Below are 21,836 nucleotides of genomic sequence, written 5' to 3' on the forward strand. Positions count from 1 at the left end.
AGGGTTTAAACCGATGAGCGCCGACGCCAAACCGTCCCCCGACGTCAACCAGATCCTGGATCCGGCCAAGGCCCTGGTCCCGGCGACGGTGAAGCTGAACGAAGAGCGGGTGGCGCGCGGCTTCCTGCCGAAGATCAAGCGCGTGGCGGCCAGGGTGCCGTTCGCCGCCGAGGCCCTGTCGGTCTGGTGGTGCGCCCGCGATCCGGCCACCCCGGCGGCGGCCAAGGGCATGATGATGGCGGCCCTGGCCTATTTCGTCCTGCCCACCGACGTGATCCCCGACATCCTGCCGGCCCTGGGCATGACCGACGACGCGGCCGTGATCGCCGCCGTCATCGCGATCGTGGGCAAGAACCTGCGGCCCCGCCACAGGGAGGCGGCCAAGGCGTTTTTGGCCAAGCTTTCCGCCGGCGACTGAGGCGCGCTGGGGGTTCTGTATGGGGGTGGCCAGGTCGGCCTCTGCTGCGGCATGCTGACCGCCTGAAGAGCCATCAGGGACCCCGCCATGCCGTTTCTCGCCGGTCTTCTCGCCGCCGTCCTGGCCGCGCCCGCTCAGCCGCCGCCCGCGATCGACGAGGACCGGGCGGTGGTCGCTGTCGTGCAGGCCTTCTTCGACGGACTGGCCGCGGCCGACCCGGCGGCCATGCGCGCGACCATGCTGCCCGACGGCCGGTTCATGTCTCTGCGGACCCTGCCGGACGGCGCGATCCAGACCCGCCGCTTCACCTTCGAGGACTCGTTCGGCAAGCGGATCGAGCCTGGCCTGGAGGAGGTCATGTGGTCGCCCCAAGTCGTGCGGCGCGGCGCCCTGGCCACCCTCACCGCGCCTTACGAGTTCAGAAAGGGCGGTGTCAGCGTCCATTGCGGCGTCGATGTCTTCACGCTGGTCAGGCAGGAGGGCGCCTGGCGCATCGCCGATGTCAGCTGGACGGCCGAGCCTGACGCCTGCCCGGAACTGAAGGCGCGGTAGCGGGGCCTACCAGTACTTCTCCATGATCTCGTCCGCCCAGTCGGGCTCGCGGTGCTCGCCGCGCGGTGCGAAGCCGCTCATCACCGGCTTGATGTCCAGCACGGGCGTGCCGTCGATGGCGTCCAGGCCCTCGACCTCCAGGGTCAGGCCGTCCACCGCCACAATCCTGCAGACCGTGACGCCGATGCGGTTGGGCCGGTTCTTGCCGCGCTGGGCGAAGATGCCGATCTTCGGCCAGGCGGTGTTGCCGCGCGGATGGCGGGCGCCGGTGACGATCTGGTCGTCGGTTACGCGATCGAACACATAGACCACCTCGGCGTGGCTGAAGGTCTCCAGACCCATCAGCGCCTCGGCGTCGAAGCGCGCAGGATCCAGCACGATCTTCGCGCGGCTTCCGCCCCAATCGTCATCTTCCGGAACCTCGCGACCGCCCTGAACCTGGCCGATCGGCGTCATGGTGATGGACATGGTTTCCTCCGTCGGCTCATTCTGGGTTCTGGTCGGTAAGCAACGGCAAGCTTCAGCATGATCCAAGCCCTCCTGCGCAGAATGATCAAGGTCGGCGACCTCACCGTGCATCTGCCTGGCGGTCGCACCGTGAAGGCTGGCGACGGAACCGGGCCGCCCGTGATCATGCGGGCCAGTGCAAAGGGCGTGCGCAGGCTGGCTCTCAATCCCGGCCTGGGCCTGGGCGAAGCCTATATGGACGGCGACATCGTGCTTGAGCAGGGCTCGATGTGGGACCTGCTGGAACTGGTCGGCAAGGGCGGCTCGCGCGGCCTCAAGGGGCGGGGCTCCTGGGCCACCCGGACCCGCAAGCTGATCAAGCGCCGGCTCCAGCAGCTGAACGACCGCGTCGCCTCGCGCCGCAATGTCGCCCACCACTACGACATCTCCAATGCCCTCTACCGCCGCTTCCTCGACGCCGACATGCAGTACAGCTGCGCCTATTTCGCCCGGGCCGACATGACGCTGGAAGAGGCCCAGGCCGCCAAGAAGGCGCATATCGGCAAGAAGCTGCGGATCCAGCCGGGCATGAAGACGCTGGACATCGGCTCGGGCTGGGGCGGGCTGTCGATGACTCTCGCCAGGGATCACGGGGCGAAGATGACCGGCGTCACCCTGTCGACCGAGCAGCTGGCCCTGGCCCGAGAGCGGGTCGAGGCGGCGGGGCTCTCGGACCAGGTCGAGTTTCGCCTGACCGACTATCGCGACCTTGACGAGACCTTCAACCGCATCGTCTCGGTGGGCATGCTGGAACATGTGGGCGCGCCGCAGTTTTCCACCTATTTCCAGACGCTCAAGCGCCTGCTGGCCGATGACGGGGTGGCGGTGATCCATTCCATCGGCCGGGCGTCAGGCAAGGGGGCGACCAACGCCTTCACCAACAAGTACATCTTCCCAGGCGGCTACATCCCCGGCCTGTCGGAGATCGTCAAAGCGATCGAGGAGGTCGGCCTGTGGATCACCGACATCGAGATCCTGCGCCTGCACTATGCCGAGACGCTGAAGCACTGGCGGCTGCGGTTCATGGCTGATCCGGAGATCCCGGTGATGTTCGACGCGCGGTTCCGGCGGATGTGGGAGTTCTACCTGGCCGGCGCCGAGATGGGCTTCCGGTATGGCGGACACATGGTGTTCCAGATCCAGCTGGCGAAGAAGCGCGACGCGGTTCCGCTGACGCGGGATTACATGGCGGACGCCTAGTCGCTCCTCCCCCAGAGGGGGAGCGGCTATCTATCAGGCCGCCGCTTATTCCACCGTCACCGACTTCGCCAGATTCCGCGGCTGATCCACGTCCGCCCCCTTCTGCACGGCCACGTGATAGGCCAGCAGCTGGATCGGGGCCGACATCACCAGGGCCGAGATCAGGGGATCGCAGGCCGGGGCGGTGATCACCACCTTGGCGCCGACCGGGGCGTGCTTGGCGCCTTCGGTGTCGGTGATGAAGATCACCTGACCGCCGCGCGCCATGACCTCGCTCATGTTCGAGGCGGATTTCTCGAACCAGCTGTCATAGGGGGCCAGGATGACGATGGGCGTCTGGTCGTCGACCAGGGCGATGGGGCCGTGCTTCAGCTCGCCGGCGGCATAGCCCTCGGCGTGGATGTAGCTGATCTCCTTCAGCTTCAGCGCGCCTTCCAGGGCCAGGGCCGACATCGGGCCGCGGCCCAGATAGAGCACGTCGCGGGCCTTGGAGACCTCGACGGCGATGTCCTTGATGGCGTCTTCCAGGCCGATGGCCTCGGCGATCAGGCGCGGGGCCTCCAGCAGCACCTTGACCAGGCGCTGCTCCTCGGCGTCGTCGATCCGGCCGCGCGCCTTGGCGGCGGCGATGGCCAGGGCGATCATCACGCTGACCTGGGCGGTGAAGGCCTTGGTCGAGGCGACGCCGATCTCGGGGCCGCAATGGATCGGCCAGACGACGTCGACCTCGCGGGCCATGGTCGATTCGGTGGCGTTGACGACCACGGCGCTCTTCATGCCGGCCGCCTGGCAGTAGCGGAGGGCGGCCAGGGTGTCGGCGGTCTCGCCCGACTGGGACATGGCGATGGCCAGGGCGCCCGCGCGAATGGCCGGCTGTCGGTAGCGGAACTCCGAGGCGATCTCGACATCCACCGGCAGGTCGGCCAGCTGCTCGATCAGGTAGCGGCCGACCATGCCGGCGATATAGGAGGTGCCGCAGGCGACGATCTGGATGCGTTCCAGTGACGCCCAGTCGATGCCGCCCGGCACGGCCGCGCGCGAGGTGATCGGGTCGACATAGGCGGCGATGGTGCGCTGGCAGCCCTCCGGCTGGTCATGGATTTCCTTCTCCATGAAGTGCCGGTAGTTGCCCTTCTCCATCAGCACGGCCGAGGCCGGGACGATCTTGATCGGCCGGTCTGCGGCGGCGCCCGACTGGTCGAAGATCCTGGCGGTCTTGTGATCCAGGATCACGTAGTCGCCGTCGTGCAGATAGGCGACGCGGTTGGTGAAGGGGCCCAGCGCCAGGCCATCGGAGCCGACGAACATCTCGCCGTCGCCATAGCCCACGGCCAGGGGCGGGCCGTTGCGGGCCGCCAGGATCACCTCGTCCTCGCCGCCGATCAGCACGCACAGGGCGAAGGCCCCGCGCAAGCGGTCCAGCGTGGCCTTGAAGGCGTCCAGCGGCGTAAGACCCGTGGCCAGTTCGGCGTCCAGCAGGTGGGCGACGACCTCGGTGTCGGTGTCGCTCTGGAACTCGCGGCCGGCGGCGATCAGCTCGGCCTTCAGCTCGGCGAAGTTCTCGATGATGCCGTTGTGGACGACGGCCACGCGGCCAACGATATGCGGGTGGGCGTTGCGCAGGGTGGGTGCGCCGTGGGTGGCCCAGCGGGTGTGACCGATGCCGGTGGTGGCGATCAGCGGCTCGCGGGCCAGTACGCTTTCCAGCTCGCGCAGCTTGCCTGGGGCCCGGCGGCGCTGCAGCACCCCGTCGACCTGTCCGGCGATGCCTGCCGAGTCATAGCCCCGATATTCCAGGCGCTTTAGGCTCTCGACCAGGCGGTCGGCGACAGGCTGGTTTCCGACGATGCCGATGATGCCGCACATGCCATGGTCCTTTGTAAATCGCGCCCGCCGGGATTATGGCTACCCGCGCGGGTATGTCGTCGGCCGGGCTTTAGCATTCGTGCAGACCTCTCCCACATAAATCTGCATTTCGGATCGTTTCGCGATCCGCCTCTAGACCAGAGCGACCATGAGCAAGCGCGCCTATTTCGGCACCGACGGCATCCGCGGCCAGGCCAACCAGCACCCGATGACCGCCGAGGTCGCCCTGCGCGTCGGCCTGGCGGCCGGAAAGCTGTTTCGCTCGCAGGACGACCGCCGCCATCTGGTGGTGATCGGCAAGGACACCCGCCTGTCGGGCTACATGATCGAGCCGGCCCTGGTCGCCGGCTTCGCCAGCGTCGGCATGGACGTGCGGCTGTTCGGCCCGCTGCCCACCCCGGCCGTGGCGATGATGACCCGCTCGATGCGCGCCGACCTGGGCGTGATGATCAGCGCCAGCCATAACGACTTCGCCGACAATGGCATCAAGCTGTTTGGCCCCGACGGCTACAAGCTGTCGGACGCCCAGGAACTGAAGATCGAGGCCCTGATGGACGAGGGCCTGCAGGAGGGTCTGGCGCCGCCGCGCGGCCTGGGCCGGGTCAAGCGCATCGACGACGCCCAGGCCCGCTATGTCGAGATCGTCAAGGCGACCTTCCCGCGCCAGCTGTCGCTGGCCGGCCTGCGGATCGTCATCGATTGCGCCAATGGCGCGGCCTACAAGGTGGCGCCTGTCACCCTGTACGAGCTGGGCGCCGAGGTCATTCCTCTGGGCGTCGATCCGGACGGCACCAATATCAATCACGAGTGCGGCTCGACCCACCCCGAGGCGATGGCCAAGCTGGTGCGTGAATATCGCGCCGACATCGGCATCGCCCTGGACGGCGACGCCGACCGGCTGGTGATCTGCGACGAGAACGGCCAGGTGGTAGACGGCGACCAGATCATGGCCATCATCGCCGCCGCCTACGCCAAGGCCGGCAAGCTGAAGGCCGGCGGCGTGGTCGCCACGGTGATGTCCAATCTCGGTCTCGAGCGCTTCCTGGGCGAGCAGGGCCTGACTCTGGAGCGCACCAGCGTCGGCGACCGCTATGTGATGGCCCGCATGCGCGAGGGCGGCTTCAACCTGGGTGGCGAGCAGTCGGGCCACCTGATCCTGTCGGACTTCTCGACCACGGGCGACGGCCTGATCGCGGCACTGCAGGTGCTGGCGGTGATGATCGAGACCGGCCAACCGATGAGCGCCCTGGCCCGTCAGTTCGAACCCGTGCCCCAGTTGCTGGAAAACGTCCGCTTCGGCGGCGGCAAGCCGCTGGAGGCCAAGACGGTGAAAGAAGCCATCGCCGATGGCGAGGCCCAACTGAACGGCGCCGGCCGCATCGTGGTGCGCGCTTCAGGCACCGAACCGCTGATCCGCATCATGGCCGAGGGCGATGATCCGGCCCTGGTCCGCAAGGTGGTCAAGTCGATCGTCTCGGCCGTGAAGGCCGCCTGAGGCGGCATTTTTCCCGAGAGCCGAAAAATCCAGGCAACGCAGGAACCTTTTCGTCGGTCGGGTGTTGCAGCAAGCTGCGCCGCATGATCGGCGCCAGGTTGGGGCGGACTTCTGAGCGACACCCTAGACAGGACGGCCGATCCGGCCCGTTTCGTGCCCGGTTCCAGCGAACTGGCGCAACGGATTCGCGTGTTCGATTGGTCGAAGACCCCGCTGGGCCCCATCGCCGACTGGCCGCAGAGCCTCAAGAACGCCACGGCCATGGTCGTGGCCTCGCCCGTCGCGATCGTCATGCTGTGGGGCCCCGACGGGGTGATGATCTATAACGACGCCTATTCGCTGTTCGCCGGCGAGCGTCACCCCCATCTGCTGGGCAGCAATGTCCGCGAAGGCTGGGCCGAGGTCGACGACTTCAACGACAATGTCATGAAGGTCGGGCTGGCGGGCGGCACGCTGTCCTACAAGGACCAGGAACTGACCCTGCACCGCAACGGCGAGCCCGAGCAGGTGTGGATGAATCTCGACTACTCTCCGGTCTATGACGAGAGCGGCCGACCGGCCGGCGTGATCGCCATCGTGGTCGAGACCAGCCAGCGTGTTCTGGCCGACAAGGAGCGGGCCGCCGCCGAGCACGCGCGCGAGATGGGGCGGACCTGGGACGTCAGCCCGGACCTTCTGTCGGTGATGACCCCCGACGGCCTGTTCGAACGCGTCAATCCGGCCTGGACCGTGACCCTGGGCTGGTCGCCCGAGCATATCACCCGCACGCCCTATATGGATTTCGTGCATCCCGACGACCTGGCCCGCAGCCACGACGCCTTTGACCGGGTCAGGAAAGGTGATCCGGTGCTGCGCTTCGAGAACCGCTATCGGCACGCGGACGGCGGCTGGCGCTGCCTGTCCTGGGTGGCGGTGCCGGTCGAGGGCAAGTTCTATTGCAGCGCCCGCGACGTGACCGCCGAGAAGGAGGCCGAAGCCGAGCGCGACCGCCTGTGGCGGCTGTCCGAGGACATGCTGGCCCGGGCCGACTACGCCGGCAACCTGAAGGCCGTGAACCCGGCCTGGACCAAGGTGCTGGGCTGGAGCGAGCAAGATCTTCTAACAAATCCGTACGCAGACATAATTCATCCCGAGTATATCGACGTGACGTTCGAGGCCCTGCAGTCGATGGGCAATGCCGGTCAGCCGACGCGATTTGAAAACCGCATCCAGACCGCGACCGGCGCGTGGAAGCCGATCGGCTGGACGGTGTCGCCCGAGCCGGGCGGCGTGCATTTCATCGCCGTGGGCCGCGACCTGACCGACGACAAGGCGCGCGAGAGCGAGCTTCTGCTGGCCCAGGAGGCGCTGCGCCAGTCCCAGAAGATGGAGGCTGTCGGCCATCTGACCGGGGGCATCGCCCATGACTTCAACAACCTGCTGGCCGGCATCAGCGGCAGCCTGGAACTGATGCAGAAGCGGATGGGCGAGGGGCGGCTGGCCGATCTGGACCGCTATATGGACGCCGCCCAGGCCTCCAGCCGGCGGGCGGCGGCCCTGACCCAGCGGCTGCTAGCCTTCTCCCGTCGCCAGACCCTGGATCCGCGGGCGGTGGACGCCAACCGGCTGATCAGCGGCATGGAAGAGCTTCTGCGACGCTCGATCGGGCCGCAGGTTGAACTGGACGTGGTCGCGGGCGACGACCTGTGGACCGCCCTGGTGGATGGCTCCCAGCTCGAGAACGCCCTGCTCAATCTCTGTATCAACGCCCGCGACGCCATGCCCGATGGCGGCCGCCTCACCATCGAGACCCGCAACGCCGTGCTGGACGACCGCGCCGCCCGCAACAAGGAGCTGGCGGCCGGCGAATATCTGGCCATCATCGTCACCGACAGCGGAACAGGCATGACGCCCGAGGTCGCCTCGCGGGCCTTTGATCCGTTCTTCACGACCAAACCTCTGGGCCAGGGCACGGGTCTGGGGCTGTCGATGGTCTATGGCTTTGTACGCCAGTCCGGCGGGCAGGTGCGGGTCGACTCCCGGCCAGGACGGGGGACGGCGATGCGCCTGTACCTTCCGCGCCATCTGGGCGAGGCCGAGGTCGAGGACGGGCCGGCCTTACCCCTCCCCCAGGAGCCCGGCGTCGGCGAGGTGGTGCTGGTGATCGATGATGAACCAACCGTCCGTATGCTGATCGTCGAGATCCTGCAGGAGAGCGGCTATCGGGCCATCGAGGCCCATGATGGTCCTTCGGGCCTGAAAATCCTGCAGTCGGACCAGCAGGTCGACCTGCTGATCACCGATGTCGGCCTGCCCGGCGGCATGAACGGCCGCCAGGTCGCCGATGCGGCGCGCACCACCCGGCCCGACCTGCGCGTCCTGTTCGTCACCGGCTATGCCGAGAACGCCGCCGTCGGGGCCGGCCAGCTGGACGCCGGCATGGCGGTGATCACCAAGCCCTTCGCCATGGCCGCCCTGGGCGGCAAGGTGCGCGAGATGCTCGAGGCCTGAGCCGATCGGACAGGCGCTTCAGTAGCCGGCTGCGCGACCTTCCGGCAACGCTTCGGGCGTGAAGCCCGTCAGGCCGCCCGAGCGCGGGTCGCGTTTGATCATCACCAGCATGCCGGTGTCGACATAGCCGGCCTGGGACAGGGTGACGCCTCGCTGCTTCATCGCCTCGACCACCTGGGCCTTGACCCGCTTGTCGATGACATTGAGCGAGATGTCGGCGGTCAGCTTGACCAGATCGATCCCGAAGCCGCCGAAGCGTGGCGTCAGGGCCACCTGTTCCGGCGTCCAGTCGAAGTCGAGCAGGCTGGAGACCATCTGGAAATCACCGGGCCACAGCGAGGCCGAGAAGGCTCCGCCGGCCAGAACCAGGCGGTCGCCCTCGAAGGCCAGCACGGCCGACAACGGCTCGACCAGATAGCTGCCCGGCGGCGTCGCATAGGCCGAGTCCGCGCTGTAGGGGTGCAGGATGCCCGTATTGTTGAGCGGAACGCCGCCCACGAACACGCCGTTGGTTCCGAAGGGCAGGGACTCGATGGTGTGGGTGCCCGTCACCGCGCCGCCCTGCGCGTCGACCACGGCGACGGCGTAGCTGTGCGATCCGGGCGCGGGCAGCGGCGGACGCTGGATCCTGGCCGCGACCTCGCTCCAGATGCGAGCGGGGGCGGGGCCGGCCAACAGGGCCGCCGGCGCCTTTGGGTCCTCGAAGAAGGCGTGCGTGTTCAGGCTCGGCTCGGCGCTGACCGCCCGGCTGATGCGCACCATGGCCTCCAGCCCGTCCAGGGATTCGGAAGGGTGACCCAGGGTCTTGATGTCGGCCTGCTCGAGGGCCTTCAGCGCCAGCAGCAGGCGCGCGCCGCCGCTGTTGTGGCCGCCCAGGCCATGGATGGCGCGGCCGCGATAGCGGATGCTCAGGGGCGCGCTCCATTCAGGGCGATAGTCGGCCAGGTCGGCGGCGGTCATCTCGCCGCCGCGCGCCCGCACCGCCACCACCACCGCCTGGGCCCAGGCGCCGGTCTGGACGTGGGCCGCGCCGTCGACGGCGATGGCGTCCAGGGTGTCGGCCAGCGCGGGCAGCTTCAGGATCTCGCCGACGGCATGGGGTGACCCATCGGGCCGCAGATAGGTCTGCCGGCCATAGTCAGACGCGTTCAGGGTGGGCTTGTAGGCGGTAGTGATCCCGACCATCAGCGGCGAGACCGGAAAGCCCTCGCGGGCCAGCCGGGCGGCGGGCCGCACCAGATCCGCCCACGGAAGGCGACCGAAGCGACGGTGCATGGCCTCAAGTCCCGCCACCGCCCCGGGAACCAGAACCTGCTTGCCGATGGCGGTCTCGCCGGTCGTCCATTGTCCGCCCAGGCTGCGCACGGTCTTCAGCGGCGCGGCCAGGCTGTGGACCTCGCCTGTACGCGCGTCATGGACCAGGGCGCCCATGGGGCCGGCGAGACTGCTGGCCCCGGGGGTCTGGACATAGTCGGCGAAGGTGACGGCGATGAAGGCGTCGGCGGCCGATCCGCCGCGGCGCAGGATCTCCAGGCCGATCTCGACGGACCGGTCGTGGCAGGCGGCGACCATGGCGCGGGAGGCGACGCCCATGGTTCCCTGCCGCGTCGCATAGAGCGACTGCAACGCGGCCGCTTCGGCGGTTTCGGTTCCCCAGAAGGTCTTCCCCGCGGCGGGTTCCGCAGCCGGCGATGGCGGCGCGGAGAGCAGGACGCCCGCCGCGAGGGCCAGGGCGATCGGGTTAAACAGGCGCTGGATGTTCATCACGATAGTCCTGTTCAGGCGCGGCGGCCCGGCCGGACGCGCGAAGCGTCGGGGCGGGGCGCCGCTGGAAGAGGGGATGGGCGTGAAGGTCAGGCCTCGTCGCCTACCCCCTCGACGACCTCGCGCAGATAGGCGACGTGACTGCGGAAGGCCTTGCGGCCGGTCGGGGTCAGGACCGCGCGGGTGCGCGGCCGCTTGCCGACGTGGTCTTTCAGGATCTCGACATAGGCGGCCTTTTCCAGGGTCGCCAGATGGCTGCCCAGGTTGCCGTCGGTGGCCTGCGTGACGGCCTTGAGCTGGGTGAACTCCAGCGGTTCGGCGTTCCGCTCCGCGTAGAGGGCGGCCATGATCTTCAGGCGCAGCGGCTGGTGGATCAGGTCGTCGGGTTGCGCCGCCATGCTCACAGCTTCCGCAGCCACAGGCCGGCCAGGAACATTCCGCCGCCGCCGAAGCCGGCCATCCAGAAAGTCAGCCACGGCTGGAAGAAGAGATAGCCGACCATGGTGGCGATGATCAGGGTCACGCCGATCCAGAGGTAGCGGGTCATCTTCCACAGACCCATGCCGACATAGATCATGCCGGTCACGAGGCCCGGAAAGGCCAGATAGGGCTCAACCCGGGAGGCCTGGAACAGGGCGAAGGTCGAGAAGAAAAACACCAGAGTCGCCACTACCCCCACCAGCATCCGCCAGTTCATCGCCATCGCTGCACCCCGCCCTGCGCCCCGACTCAGGACCAGGCTGCCAACGACGCCCACAATATCCAGCACGATCCAGATCTGGCCCCAGCGCTCCGCGGGCAGGAAGCCCATGGCCACATAACCCGCCGCCCAGACTAGGCCCCACAGCATCAGGATCGGACCTGAGATACGGTAGCCGGCCAGCACCTGCCCGCGCTCGGTGGTCCGTTCGATATCCGACAGCGCCGCCGCCGCTTCGTTGCGTGTCATGCCCATGAGGGTCTCCTCCCGTTTGATGTCGACCAGATCGAGCAGAGCGCTCTGAATGACAGAGTTACGGCGAACGTGTCGCTCTGTCAAGCAGAGTGCTCTGAGCGTCTAGGCGGTGGCAGTTCCGGAGGTCTGCGGGGGCGTGAGGCAATAGGCGCAAAGCTTGTTGCCATCCAGGTCGCGGAAATAGCTGAACCACCAGTCGGGGCCGCGCACGCCGGGCGGCCCCTCGCAGGTTCCGCCCAGGGACAGGGCCTTGGCGTAAAACGCCGTGACTTCGGCTCGGGTGTCGAAGCTGAAGGCGAACATGGCGCCGTTGCCGACCGTGGCGGGCTGACCGTCGAACGGGCCCAGCACCGCGAAGTTCGGAACATCGACGCCATAAACTCGGCCGCCGGACGGATGGTCGAACAACGGCGGAATGCCGGCCGAACCCAGCAGGGCGTCATAGAAGATCTTGGCGTCGTCCAATCGGTTGGACCCCACCGTGACATAGGTCAGCACGGCCATATCTTGCCCCAGCTTCGGCGCCTTGAGCCGGCGCTTGTTAAGGTTGCGATGTGCTCCGTCAAGCAGAGCTCTCTGATGACGACTTGCCTTGACCCGGGCGGCGGGGTCAGCCGGCCACTTCGCGCAGCGCCTGACGCAGAAGATCGGGGTCGCTGCTCATGCCGGCCTCGATCTCCGCATGGACGGCTCTCCAGATCGGGACGGCGGCCGACAGAACGGCGAGGCCGGACGGCGTCAGGCTCAGGCGGCGACCACGCCGGTCCCTGGGATCCGGCTCGATCAGAAGCCACCCGCGCTTTGACAGCGGCTTCAGCGCCGCCGTGAGCGTCGTTCTGTCCATGGCCAGCAGCCTGGCGACCGGGCCCATCGCGACCGGCTCGGGCTGGGAGAGGGCCATCATCAGTGAGAACTGCTGGTTGGTCAGATCGACCGCCTTCAGGGCGGCGTCGAAACGGCGCGCCAGGGCGCGCGCGGCCCGCTGGGCGTGAAGGCAAAGACAGGCGTCCCGAACATGGATCGTGGTGGAGAGGGGAATCGCCGGCTCAATTGACATGATTTATATAGGTTGATATCAACATAAAGATCAAGTCCGGGGGCTTTCATGGAACATCGCGTCGTTTCCCGAGAGGCGTGGCTTGAGGCCAGGACGGCCCTTCTGGACCAGGAAAAGGCGCTGACCCGCCAGCGCGACAGGGTGAACGCGCAGCGGCTGGCCCTGCCGTGGGTGCGGGTCGACAAGGACTATGTCTTCGACACGCCGCTGGGGCCCCAACAGCTTGCCGATCTGTTCGACGGTCGCAGCCAGCTGATGGTCAACCACTTCATGTTCGGTCCGGACTGGGGCGCCGGCTGTCCGGGCTGTTCGTTCTTCGCCGACCACATCGACGGCATGCTGCCGCATCTCAACCATCACGATGTGACGCTGGTCACGGTGTCCCGCGCGCCCCTCGACCGGATCGAGGCCTACAGGCGGCGCATGAACTGGCGCTTTCCCTGGGTCTCGTCCCTTGGAAGCGACTTCAACTATGATTTCAATGTGTCCTTCACGCCCGAGCAGCTGGCGTCGGGCGCGGTGACCTATAACTTCCGGCAAACCCCTGCCGAGCAGGCCCATGACGAGTTGCCTGGCATGTCGGCCTTCTATCGCAATGCGCAGGGCGAGATCTTCCACACCTACTCGCAATATGCTCGCGGCGGCGAAGAGACGCTTGGGGCCCTGATGATCCTCGATCACGCCCCGCTGGGCCGCAACGAGACCGGCACGCTGAGCTTCGTCAAGCGCAAGGACGAGTACGCCGCGCCTGCGCCGGCCGCCGCCTGCTGTCACTGACAGCGCGGTCGCTACCCCAGCTTCGGGGCCTTCAGCCGGCGCTTGTTGACGTGGTGGCTAGGCGCCTCGGCCTGCACTTCCTCGGGATATTCGCCCTTGAAGTAGAAGCGCTGCCAGGCCTCTTTGGTGGCTTCGGGGTCGCGCTTGAAGATCAGGCTGTTGAACTCGGTGCGCTTCTCGGCCCAGACGTCGTACTGGCGGCGCAGGTCGAGGTTTGAGTTCATCGAGCGGATCACCGGCTGGACGTCATCCATCACCTTGTCCTGCATCATCATGATGAAGCAGAACGGCTCTCCCTTTTCGAAGCGCACCGTGCCGGGGCGGGTGAACAGCCAATTCATCGTGAAGGGGAAGGGCAGCCAGTCGGTCTCGACCAGGCCGGCCAGGGGCTGGATGCCGTCCTTGATGTGATTGGGCGGCCCCATGGTCAGGATCGACCAGCCGGGCGGGGTGCGGAACAGATAGCCGGTATGGAAGGTCACCGTGCCGCGCGAGAAGTGCGACTTCACGAACTCCTTGAAGCCCGGATAGGGGTGGTCGGGCTGGAACTTGATGCAGTCCTGGTGCGCCCCGCCGTCCCAGGTCATCGAGAAGCCGACCGGGCACAGGATTTCCCAGCCCGAGGTGTTGGCCATCGACAGCGGCAGGCAGCGATAGGGGTGGCGGTCGGCGAAGTGATCCATCCAGGCCCGTTGCGGGCGTCCCGGCACGATCTCCGGCGGGCGGTTCTCGGTGGGATAGCACTCCAGTTCCATGCCGCGCGTCTTCCTGTTTTCCTTGACCCTTGGCTCAGGTCTAGCGCCCAACGGGCGAGGCCGTCCAGTTGACCCGTAACGCCTTTTCGAAAGGTCCGCCTGATGTCCATCCTTCCTCCGCGCCGGATCGTCGTCACCGGCGGTCCCGGTTCGGGCAAGACCAGCCTGATCGACGCTCTGGAGGGCAGGGGCTTTCCGCGTTCGGTCGAGGCAGGGCGGGCGATCATCCAGGACGAGGTCCGCGCGGGGGGAACGGCCCTGCCTTGGGGCGACAGGCAGGCCTATGCGGAGCGGATGCTGGCCCGCGAGCTGGCGTCCCATGGGATGGCGGAGGGTCTGGCCGGGCCGGTGTTCTTCGACCGGGGCCTTCCCGACATCATCGGCTATCTGGAGCTTTGCGGTCTGCCGGTCCCCGCTGCCGTTGACGCGGCCGCCCGGCGCTACCGGTACGACGCCATGGTCTTCATCGCCCCGCCCTGGCCTGAAATCTTCATCCAGGACGCCGAGCGACGGCAGGACCTGGCCGAGGCCGAACGCACTTGCGTCGCCATGGCGCGGGTCTATCCCGCGCTCGGCTACGCCCTGGTCGAGCTGCCGCGTGTTGATGTCGCGGCGCGCGTTGATTTCGTGCTCGAACGCCTGAGCGTCACGTCCTAAAGAGCGCGGATGAAGACCCGAGCCGACCTCTTCGCCTTTCTCGACGCGCATGGCGTCGCCCATTCCACCCTCGACCATCCGCCCGTCTTCCGGGTGGAGGAAGGGCTGGAGATCAAGGCGGCCCTGCCCGGCGGCCACACCAAGAACCTGTTCCTCAAGGACGCCAAGGGTCAGCTGTGGCTGATCTCGGCCCTGGGCGAGACGGTGATCGATCTGAAACGTCTGCACACGGTGATCGGCTCGGGCCGGCTGTCGTTTGGGCCCGAGGCGATGATGGTCGAGACGCTGGGCGTCAGGCCCGGCTCGGTCACCGCCTTTGGCCTGATCAATGACACGGACCGCCGCGTTCGCTTCGTGCTGGACGCCGCCCTGGCCAGGGCCGATCCGGTCAACTTCCATCCACTGGGCAATGATGCCACGACCGCGGTGTCGCAGGACGGCTTGCGCGCCTTCCTGTCGGCGCTGGGGATCACGCCGATGATCGTCGATTTCGAGGCGATGACGGTGTTGCCCTAAGGCGTTCCGCGTTTGGTTGAGCGGCTGCGATCGACAGTAATCGAAATGCAGGATTGGCTTGAACCTGTGCCGCCGCAAGCCGCTTTCGAGACCTCTAGGCGCACAGCACGCCTAAGCTCAGAGTTTCCCGTGAGACAGGTTTTGAAGCGAGCGCCAAGTTCCTCCATGGTGATGTAGTGCGTCGTCGGAGCGTAGGTCGCGTAGAAAGCTTCAGCCGCTGCGTCGAGTGGCGAGGCCTGTAGGGCAGCGCGAAAACTGATTTCGTCGGGATTGTCATCCGCAGGCCAAAAGATGAGGGCGTTGCGCTGCGCTCCGTCTTGATTGGCGTTAGAGAACCGCTCAAGCCCCGCGCAAAGGTTCGCCGAAGCGCTTGTGCGCTTGTCGCTTGCGCAGCCGCTCAGGGCCGTCGCTAGCAGCAGCGCGACCGTTGCAAGCCCCTTCGTCAGTATGAATCTCTCCATTCCCTTTGGGAGATCATCCGCCATCCCGGCATGCTTGTCATTGCTTTCGCGATAGAGCTCTGAAGTCACTTCTTGGGCGCTCGCCCGATTGCGGTTGTCGCTTCGAGGGACCATCTTGGCCCTGACCGCGTTTCGACCTGCATGAGAGACTTCCGATGAGCCTGATCGGCGAAAAGCCCGCCCCCATCCAAGCCGGTGGCAAGAGCGCGCACATCAAGGACGGCACGGACGCCAGCTTCATGGCCGACGTCATCGAGGCCTCCAAGACCCAGCCGGTGATCGTCGATTTCTGGGCCACCTGGTGCGGCCCCTGCCGTACGCTGACCCCGGCGCTGGAAAAGCACGTCGCGGCCGCCGGGGGCGCGGTCAAGCTGGTCAAGATCGACGTCGACAAGAACCCCGGCTATTCGGGCCAGCTGCGCGTGCAGTCGATCCCGACGGTCTATGCCTTCGTCAACGGCCAGCCGGTCGACGGCTTCCAGGGCGCGGTGCCCGAGAGCGAGATCAAGGCCTTCATCGCCCGCATCTCCGGCCCGCCCGCTCAGAGCGACCTCGACGCCCTGCTGGCCATGGGCAAGGAGTCGCTGGACCTGGGCGACCTGGGCGGCGCGGCCCAGGCCTATGCCGAGGCTCTGCGGATGGACCCCGAAAACGTCAAGGCCCTGGGCGGCCTGGCCCGCTGCTATCTGGACGGCGGTGATATCGAACGCGCCGCCGAGCTGGCCGCCATGGCGCCGGCCGGCGCCAAGGACCCCGAGCTGGAAAGCGTCCGCGCGGCCCTGGCTCTGGCCTCCGACGCGCCCTCGGAAACCGCGCCCTTTGAAAAGCGCCTGGCCGCCGATCCGGACGACCATGAGGCCCGCTTCGAGCTGGCCAAGGCCCTGGGCGGCGCGGGTCATCTTCAGGCGGCGGCCGACCATCTGCTGACCATCATCGCTCGCGATCGTACGTGGAATGATGATGCGGCCCGCAAGCAGCTGCTGACCGTGTTCGAGGCGGCCGGCGCCATGTCGGAAGTCGCCAAGGCCGGCCGCAAGCGGCTGTCCTCCATCCTGTTCAGCTAGGAGGCGCGCTGATGCCGGGTATTCGAAAGCTCAGCGACCTGCCGCTGGTGATCCCGGTGTTTCCGCTCGACGGCGTGCTGCTGTTGCCCGGCGGCCAGCTGCCGCTCAACATCTTCGAGCCGCGCTATCTGAACATGCTGGACGACGTCATGTCGGGCGAGCGCATGATCGGCATGATCCAGACCCGTCCCAATGGCGCGAGTCCGGAGGACGAGCATGGCCCCAGCCTGGCGCCGATCGGCTGCGCGGGCCGGGTGACCAGCTTCGCCGAGACCAGCGACGGGCGCTATCTGATCACCCTGACCGGGGTCTGCCGGTTCCGGGCCGGTGACGAGTTGCCCACCCGCACGCCCTATCGCCAGGTGCGGGCCGACTTCTCGTCCTTCGAAGCTGATCTGCGCGAGGACGGTCCCTCCGCGGCCGGCGCCGATCCCGCCCCGCTGCTGGCCGCCCTGCGCCGGTACCTGGACCATCGCGGTCTGGCCATCGACTGGACCAGCGCCGAGACCGCCCCGTCTGACGCCCTGATCAACAGCCTGTCCATGGCCCTGCCGTTCGACGCCATGGAAAAGCAGGCTCTGCTGGAGGCCCCCACCATGGCCGACCGGCGCGAGACCCTGGTGGCCCTGCTCGAGATCGACGCGGCGGTCGGCGACGACGACGAGCCGCCCTCTATCCAGTGAGCCTCTGTTCAGTAGGAATGTGGAGCGGTAGAGAGGTTTCATGACCGCCACACCCACCCCGCCGCCCGCCGACATCGACCCGCGCCTGCTTGAGGTGCTGGTCTGCCCCGTCACCCGCACCACGCTGGACTATAACCGCGTGCGCGGCGAGCTGGTCAGCCGGGCCGCCAAGCTGGCCTATCCGATCCGCGACGGCGTGCCGATCATGCTGCCGGAAGAGGCCCGCTCGCTGGAAGACGGCGAGTAGGCGAGCTCTAGATCGCCTGCCCCCGCAGCAGCCGGGGCAGATCGCCCACCGCGCCGCCGGCCTCGTGCATGAAGAACCGCCGGGCCGGGGCGATGCGGTTGACGGTCGCCAGGCCGATGCACCGCGCCAGGCGCAGGATTGGGTTGTCGTTCGAGAACAGCCGCACGAAGCCGTCGAAGGCGAGCGCGTTGGTCACGGTGTCGAACCGCCGCCAGCGGGCATAGCGCTCCAGAACCACGTCGCTGCCGATATCCTCGCCGCCGCGCATCGCCTCGACCAGGACCTCGGCCAGGGCCGCGGCGTCCTTGAGGCCCAGGTTCAGACCCTGGCCGGCGATCGGGTGCACGCCATGGGCGGCGTCGCCGATCAAGGCCAGGCGCGGGGCGACCATGCGCTCGGCCAGGGACAGCGACAGCGGATAGACGAAGATCGGGCCGACGATCTCGACATCGCCCAGGAACTCGCCGAACCGCCGCATCAGGTGGGCGTGGAACACCTCCGGCCGCGCGCCGCGCAGGGCTTCGGCCCGGGTCGTGCTCTCGGTCCACACCAGGCTGGCGCGATTGTCGGTCAGGGGCAGGATGGCGAACGGGCCGCTGGGCAGGAAATACTCGTGGGCCACGCCCTCGTGCGGACGCTGCATCTTCACGGTGGCGACCACGCCGCTCTGGCCGTAACCCCAGCCGATGTCGCCGATCCCGGCCGACTTGCGCAGCACCGAGCCCCGACCTTCGGCGCTGACCGCCAGCGGGGCCGATAGCACCCGGCCATCGGCCAGGGTGATGCGCGCGCCGGCGGCGTCGACTTCAAGATTTTTCGCGGCCATGGGCGCGATCACGGGGATGGCCTTGTCGGTCACGGCCTGGGAGAGCGCCGCGCGGATCTGGCGGTTCTCGATCAGATAGCCCAGGGGCTCGCCGTCCGAGCGGTCGGCGATCTCGCTGGAGTCAAAGCGCAGGAAGGCCGGCGAGGCGCCCCGCGCGGCGGCGCCGGGCGTGCGGCCGTCGGTGACGAGAATCTGCTCGATCCGCTGGGCGTGCGGCGCCAGGGCTTCACCGGCGCCGATCGTCCGCCACTGGCGGAAACTGGAATAGGCGATGGCCGAGGAGCGCCCGTCGAAGGTCGGGGCCAACTGGGCCTCGAACGGCTGGGGGTCGACCAGTAGCGGCCGGAGGCCGCCTAAGGCCAGGGCCAGGGCCAGGGTGGACCCGGCCATGCCGGCTCCCGCGATGATCACATCGGCGTCGTGCGTGCGCATGAGGCGGATATGGGCCTGAGCGGGGAGGGTGTCTAGTGGCCGCCGCCGGACGCCCCTGCCTCACATCACCCCGCCCCTTTTGGAAAAACCCCCGCCAAGTGCTATACGCCGCCCTTGACCCAGCAAATCCTCCCGACCCCGGACCGCCCCTTGAGCGTCACCCTTGATCTGTCACGCGTCTCCGGCGCAGCGCCTGCCCAGAAGCCGCTGATCAACCTGTCGGGCCTGACCCGGCCGCAGATGATCGCCGCCCTGACCGAGTCGGGCGTCGCCGAGCACGGCAAGGCCAAGATGCGGGCTACCCAGGTGTTTCGCTGGATCCACCATCGCGGCGTCACCGACTTTGCGATGATGACCGACGTCGCCAAGGAAACCCGCGCGCGTCTCGCCGAGGTGTTCACCATCGCGCGGCCCGAGATCGTCGAGCGCCAGGTGTCCAAGGACGGCACCCGCAAGTGGCTGATCCGCATGGCCCCGGGCATCGAGGTCGAGGCGGTCTATATCCCGTCGGTCGGCCGGGCCGGCGCCCTGTGTGTCTCCAGCCAGGTGGGCTGCACGCTCAACTGCAGCTTCTGCCACACCGGCACCCAGGCTCTGGTCCGCAACCTGACCGCCGCCGAGATCGTCGCCCAGGTTCAGGTGGCCAAGGACGATCTGGCCGAATGGCCGTCCGACAAGGACGACCGCCTGCTGTCCAACATCGTGTTCATGGGCATGGGCGAGCCGCTCTACAACATGGGCTCGGTCGCCGACGCCATCGAGATCATCAGCGACAACGAGGGCATCGCCATCTCGCGTCGCCGCATCACGGTCTCGACCTCGGGCGTCGTGCCCCAGCTCCAGGCCCTGGGCGAGAAGACGCAGGCCATGCTGGCCATCAGCCTGCACGCCACCAACGACGCCCTGCGCGACGTGCTGGTGCCGCTGAACAAGAAGTATCCGCTGGAACAGCTGATCGCCGGCATCCGCGCCTATCCCGGCATCAGCAACGCCCGCCGGGTGACGTTCGAATATGTGATGCTGAAAGGCGTCAACGACAGCCCCGACGAGGCCCGCGCCCTGATCAAGCTGATCAAGGGCATTCCGGCCAAGATCAACCTGATCCCGTTCAATCCCTGGCCGGGCAGCGACTACCAGTGCTCGGACTGGGCCGCGATCGAGGCCTTCGCGGCCATAGTCAACAAGGCCGGCTATTCCTCGCCGATCCGCACGCCGCGCGGCCGCGACATCCTGGCCGCCTGCGGTCAGCTGAAGAGCGAAAGCGAGAAGGTTCGCGCCTCGGCGCTGCGCCAGCTGTCGATGGCGGCCATGGCCGGCGTGCTCGACGACGACGAGGATGATGAGGCGGCGTGAAGAAGGCCGGCGCTCTATTCGCGGCGCTCGCCGTATCGATGGTTGTGGCTTCGGTAGCTGCCGCCGAGGTTATCGGCGCGCCGTTCTGGAATCCTACCGCCGCTCAAGTGAGTAGAGTGGAAGCCATCGCGAAGCGGCCCCGTCACGTAAAAATGTTGTCGAAATATCAGCGCCACTACGCTGGAGCGACCATCGCGGGCCGCAAGGTCATTGAGGGGCGCTGGGTTGAAGTCGACTGGTCGAACCCGCCAACTATCGGCGAGGCCAAGATCGAGCCTTATGCCGCTCTGCCAGATGTGTTGGATGGCGGCTGTTCGATTGTGACGGTCATCTACGACGTCGCGACCGATAAGATCGCAATGATCCAATGTAACGGCCTCGCCTAAGAGGCCACCTCCGAGGCGAGCCCCCTACGCAACCCTCGCCGACCCGTGATAGAACTCATCCTCTAGGTTCAGAGGGTCCTTGCGTTCATGCCGTCCCAGCTTCAGTCGCCCGAGGTCCAGGCCTTCGCCACGGGCTTTCCCGTCACCCTGATGCACGCCGGCGTCACGCTGTTCATGCTGATCATCGGCACCACGCTCTATGCAATGCTGACCCCCCACCGCGAGATCAAGCTGATCCGCGAGGGCAATTCCGCCGCCGCCCTGTCGCTGGGCGGGGTGATGGTGGGTCTGGCCATACCGCTGGCCATTTCCCTGACCGCCTCGACCTCGGTGATCGAGATCGTCATCTGGGGCGCGGCCACCATCGCCGTGCAACTGCTGGTGTTCCGCGTCACCGACATGGTGCTGCAGGGCCTCCCCGAGCGCATCCATGAGGGCGAGGTCGCCGCCGCCGCCCTGCTGGTGGGCGCCAAGCTGGCCACCGCCCTGATCCTCGCCGCCGCCGTGGCGGGCTGATCGGGAAAGGCGAGGGCCAGGTCCCGTGCATTTCCCCAAGCTTCCCGACTGGCTGGTCTACGCCGCCGCCGTCAGCGCCCTGCTGATTGTCGCGGTCGGCCGGCAGGAGCGCTCCGACGCCCCGCCGCCGCCGCCGCCGGTCCCGGGCGAGGAAGGTCTGCCGCTGGGGCCGGCCTCGCCGTTCGATCCGTCCATCGTGGTGCAGGTGCCCAACAAGCCGGAACCCGGCTCGGGCACCGCCTTCTCGGTCGGCGATAGCGGCACCTGGCTGACGGCCCGCCACGTGGTCGACGGCTGCAAGTCGGCCGCCATCGTCGTGGCTGACGGTCGCGGCGTGGCCGCCAGGATCACCATCGATCCCCGCGCTGACGCCGCCATCCTGACCACCGAGGGCGGGGCGCCGGCCGTGCCTTTGGGCCTGGAAGAGCCCCTGCGTCGCGGGGCCCGCGCCTATCACCCCGGCTTTCCGCAGGGCCATCCGGGCGAGGCCGCCTCGCGCCTGCTGGGTCGCGAGAACCTGGTCGTCCACGGTCGCGGGGCCCGCACCGAGCCGGTGCTGGTCTGGGCCGAGGTCGGTCGCACTGACACCCTGAAGGGCACCCTGGCCGGACTTTCCGGCGCGCCGGCCCTCGACAGCGCCGGCCGCGTGATCGGCGTCACCGTGGCCGAAAGCCCGCGTCGCGGCCGCATCTACACCACGGCCCCTGAGACCCTGCGCACCCTGCTGGGCCCGCACCGCCGTCGCAACAGCGGCGAGCTTGCCATGGGCGAGGCGATCACCACCGAGAACTATGGCCGCGTGGCGGATGGTTTGCGGCGGGACCTGCGGGTGGCGCAGGTGGTGTGTCTGGGGACTTAG

The 21,836-nt window shown here is 67.7% G+C and carries 25 protein-coding genes; 15 read left to right on the forward strand and 10 right to left on the reverse strand.

The window, feature by feature from the left end:
• The first annotated feature begins 13 nt into the window (after positions 1-13).
• Together ACW17V_RS00600 and ACW17V_RS00605 are read left to right on the forward strand one after the other, a co-directional pair.
• Positions 14-418: a YkvA family protein gene (locus ACW17V_RS00600; protein WP_492106972.1), complete on the forward strand. Its 405-nt coding sequence runs from the start codon at positions 14-16 to the stop codon at positions 416-418.
• An 87-nt stretch (positions 419-505) separates the two neighbouring features.
• On the forward strand, positions 506-970 hold the full coding sequence (locus ACW17V_RS00605) for a nuclear transport factor 2 family protein (RefSeq protein ID WP_492106973.1): 465 nt from the start codon (positions 506-508) through the stop codon (positions 968-970).
• A gap of 6 nt (positions 971-976) precedes the next feature.
• On the opposite strand, the gene ACW17V_RS00610 is transcribed toward ACW17V_RS00605, so the two are convergent.
• Complete coding sequence (locus ACW17V_RS00610) at positions 977-1,438, reverse strand: SAM-dependent methyltransferase (protein WP_492106974.1); 462 nt, start codon at positions 1,436-1,438, stop codon at positions 977-979.
• Positions 1,439-1,495: 57 nt separating this feature from the next.
• On the opposite strand from ACW17V_RS00610, the gene ACW17V_RS00615 reads away from it, so the two are divergent.
• A complete protein-coding gene (locus ACW17V_RS00615; protein WP_492106975.1) occupies positions 1,496-2,677 on the forward strand; it encodes a class I SAM-dependent methyltransferase in 1,182 nt (393 codons plus the stop codon).
• Between the two features lie 45 nt (positions 2,678-2,722).
• Here ACW17V_RS00615 and glmS read toward each other — a convergent pair whose 3' ends face one another.
• A complete protein-coding gene (gene glmS, locus ACW17V_RS00620; protein ID WP_492106976.1) occupies positions 2,723-4,543 on the reverse strand; it encodes a glutamine--fructose-6-phosphate transaminase (isomerizing) in 1,821 nt (606 codons plus the stop codon).
• Positions 4,544-4,691: 148 nt separating this feature from the next.
• Here glmS and glmM point away from each other — a divergent pair, with 148 nt between their 5' ends.
• Both glmM and ACW17V_RS00630 read left to right on the forward strand, forming a co-directional pair.
• Positions 4,692-6,038 (forward strand): phosphoglucosamine mutase, encoded by a 1,347-nt coding sequence (glmM, locus tag ACW17V_RS00625; RefSeq protein WP_492106977.1) that lies wholly within the window; start codon positions 4,692-4,694, stop codon positions 6,036-6,038.
• 153 nt (positions 6,039-6,191) lie between these two features.
• Complete coding sequence (locus tag ACW17V_RS00630) at positions 6,192-8,528, forward strand: PAS domain S-box protein (protein ID WP_492106978.1); 2,337 nt, start codon at positions 6,192-6,194, stop codon at positions 8,526-8,528.
• Between the two features lie 18 nt (positions 8,529-8,546).
• Here the strand turns inward: ACW17V_RS00630 and ACW17V_RS00635 are convergent, their stop codons facing one another.
• From ACW17V_RS00635 to ACW17V_RS00655, 5 genes are all read right to left on the reverse strand, one after another.
• Entirely contained in the window at positions 8,547-10,292 is a 1,746-nt protein-coding gene (locus tag ACW17V_RS00635; protein WP_492106979.1) for a gamma-glutamyltransferase, read from the reverse strand.
• A gap of 89 nt (positions 10,293-10,381) precedes the next feature.
• A complete protein-coding gene (locus tag ACW17V_RS00640) occupies positions 10,382-10,690 on the reverse strand; it encodes a winged helix-turn-helix domain-containing protein (RefSeq protein ID WP_492106980.1) in 309 nt (102 codons plus the stop codon).
• A 2-nt stretch (positions 10,691-10,692) separates the two neighbouring features.
• Positions 10,693-11,241, reverse strand: a complete 549-nt coding sequence (locus tag ACW17V_RS00645; RefSeq protein WP_492106981.1) for a hypothetical protein — start codon at positions 11,239-11,241, stop codon at positions 10,693-10,695.
• A 108-nt stretch (positions 11,242-11,349) separates the two neighbouring features.
• The gene (locus ACW17V_RS00650; protein WP_492106982.1) at positions 11,350-11,751 is read right to left on the reverse strand and encodes a VOC family protein; all 402 of its coding nucleotides are present in this window, start codon (positions 11,749-11,751) and stop codon (positions 11,350-11,352) included.
• Positions 11,752-11,857: 106 nt separating this feature from the next.
• Positions 11,858-12,304 carry a MarR family winged helix-turn-helix transcriptional regulator gene (locus ACW17V_RS00655; RefSeq protein WP_492106983.1) on the reverse strand — a complete coding sequence of 149 codons (447 nt, stop codon included), beginning with the start codon at positions 12,302-12,304 and terminating at the stop codon, positions 11,858-11,860.
• A gap of 48 nt (positions 12,305-12,352) precedes the next feature.
• Here ACW17V_RS00655 and ACW17V_RS00660 point away from each other — a divergent pair, with 48 nt between their 5' ends.
• Positions 12,353-13,081: a DUF899 domain-containing protein gene (locus ACW17V_RS00660; RefSeq protein WP_492106984.1), complete on the forward strand. Its 729-nt coding sequence runs from the start codon at positions 12,353-12,355 to the stop codon at positions 13,079-13,081.
• An 11-nt stretch (positions 13,082-13,092) separates the two neighbouring features.
• On the opposite strand, the gene ACW17V_RS00665 is transcribed toward ACW17V_RS00660, so the two are convergent.
• Positions 13,093-13,836: a DUF6065 family protein gene (locus tag ACW17V_RS00665; protein ID WP_492106985.1), complete on the reverse strand. Its 744-nt coding sequence runs from the start codon at positions 13,834-13,836 to the stop codon at positions 13,093-13,095.
• Between the two features lie 102 nt (positions 13,837-13,938).
• Between ACW17V_RS00665 and ACW17V_RS00670 the strand changes: the two genes are divergently transcribed.
• Together ACW17V_RS00670 and ACW17V_RS00675 are read left to right on the forward strand one after the other, a co-directional pair.
• Positions 13,939-14,493, forward strand: a complete 555-nt coding sequence (locus tag ACW17V_RS00670; protein ID WP_492106986.1) for an AAA family ATPase — start codon at positions 13,939-13,941, stop codon at positions 14,491-14,493.
• Between the two features lie 9 nt (positions 14,494-14,502).
• Positions 14,503-15,009: a prolyl-tRNA synthetase associated domain-containing protein gene (locus tag ACW17V_RS00675; protein ID WP_492106987.1), complete on the forward strand. Its 507-nt coding sequence runs from the start codon at positions 14,503-14,505 to the stop codon at positions 15,007-15,009.
• Here ACW17V_RS00675 and ACW17V_RS00680 read toward each other — a convergent pair.
• The gene (locus ACW17V_RS00680) at positions 15,006-15,539 is read right to left on the reverse strand and encodes a hypothetical protein (RefSeq protein ID WP_492106988.1); all 534 of its coding nucleotides are present in this window, start codon (positions 15,537-15,539) and stop codon (positions 15,006-15,008) included. The two genes, ACW17V_RS00675 and ACW17V_RS00680, sit on opposite strands and share 4 nt — an antisense overlap.
• An 86-nt stretch (positions 15,540-15,625) precedes the next feature.
• On the opposite strand from ACW17V_RS00680, the gene ACW17V_RS00685 reads away from it, so the two are divergent.
• From ACW17V_RS00685 to ACW17V_RS00695, 3 genes are read left to right on the forward strand one after another with little or no spacing between them, the layout of a single operon-like run.
• Positions 15,626-16,534: a tetratricopeptide repeat protein gene (locus ACW17V_RS00685; RefSeq protein WP_492106989.1), complete on the forward strand. Its 909-nt coding sequence runs from the start codon at positions 15,626-15,628 to the stop codon at positions 16,532-16,534.
• Positions 16,535-16,545: 11 nt separating this feature from the next.
• Positions 16,546-17,217, forward strand: coding sequence for an LON peptidase substrate-binding domain-containing protein (locus ACW17V_RS00690; protein ID WP_492106990.1), 672 nt, complete (start codon positions 16,546-16,548; stop codon positions 17,215-17,217).
• Positions 17,218-17,257: 40 nt separating this feature from the next.
• Complete coding sequence (locus ACW17V_RS00695; protein ID WP_419253144.1) at positions 17,258-17,464, forward strand: Trm112 family protein; 207 nt, start codon at positions 17,258-17,260, stop codon at positions 17,462-17,464.
• Positions 17,465-17,471: 7 nt separating this feature from the next.
• Here the strand turns inward: ACW17V_RS00695 and ACW17V_RS00700 are convergent, their stop codons facing one another.
• Entirely contained in the window at positions 17,472-18,722 is a 1,251-nt protein-coding gene (locus ACW17V_RS00700) for a UbiH/UbiF/VisC/COQ6 family ubiquinone biosynthesis hydroxylase (protein ID WP_492106991.1), read from the reverse strand.
• Positions 18,723-18,872: 150 nt separating this feature from the next.
• Between ACW17V_RS00700 and rlmN the strand changes: the two genes are divergently transcribed.
• The 4 genes from rlmN to ACW17V_RS00720 all read left to right on the forward strand — a co-directional run bounded on the left by rlmN (position 18,873) and on the right by ACW17V_RS00720 (position 21,836).
• A complete protein-coding gene (gene rlmN, locus ACW17V_RS00705) occupies positions 18,873-20,075 on the forward strand; it encodes a dual-specificity RNA methyltransferase RlmN (RefSeq protein WP_492106992.1) in 1,203 nt (400 codons plus the stop codon).
• Entirely contained in the window at positions 20,072-20,461 is a 390-nt protein-coding gene (locus tag ACW17V_RS00710; RefSeq protein ID WP_492106993.1) for a hypothetical protein, read from the forward strand. Before rlmN ends, ACW17V_RS00710 begins: the two co-directional genes overlap by 4 nt.
• Positions 20,462-20,548: 87 nt before the next feature.
• Entirely contained in the window at positions 20,549-20,977 is a 429-nt protein-coding gene (locus ACW17V_RS00715; protein WP_492106994.1) for a DUF350 domain-containing protein, read from the forward strand.
• 25 nt (positions 20,978-21,002) lie between these two features.
• The gene (locus ACW17V_RS00720) at positions 21,003-21,836 is read left to right on the forward strand and encodes a S1 family peptidase (protein WP_492106995.1); all 834 of its coding nucleotides are present in this window, start codon (positions 21,003-21,005) and stop codon (positions 21,834-21,836) included.

Source organism: Caulobacter sp. FV2ye17ST (genome assembly GCF_058680955.1).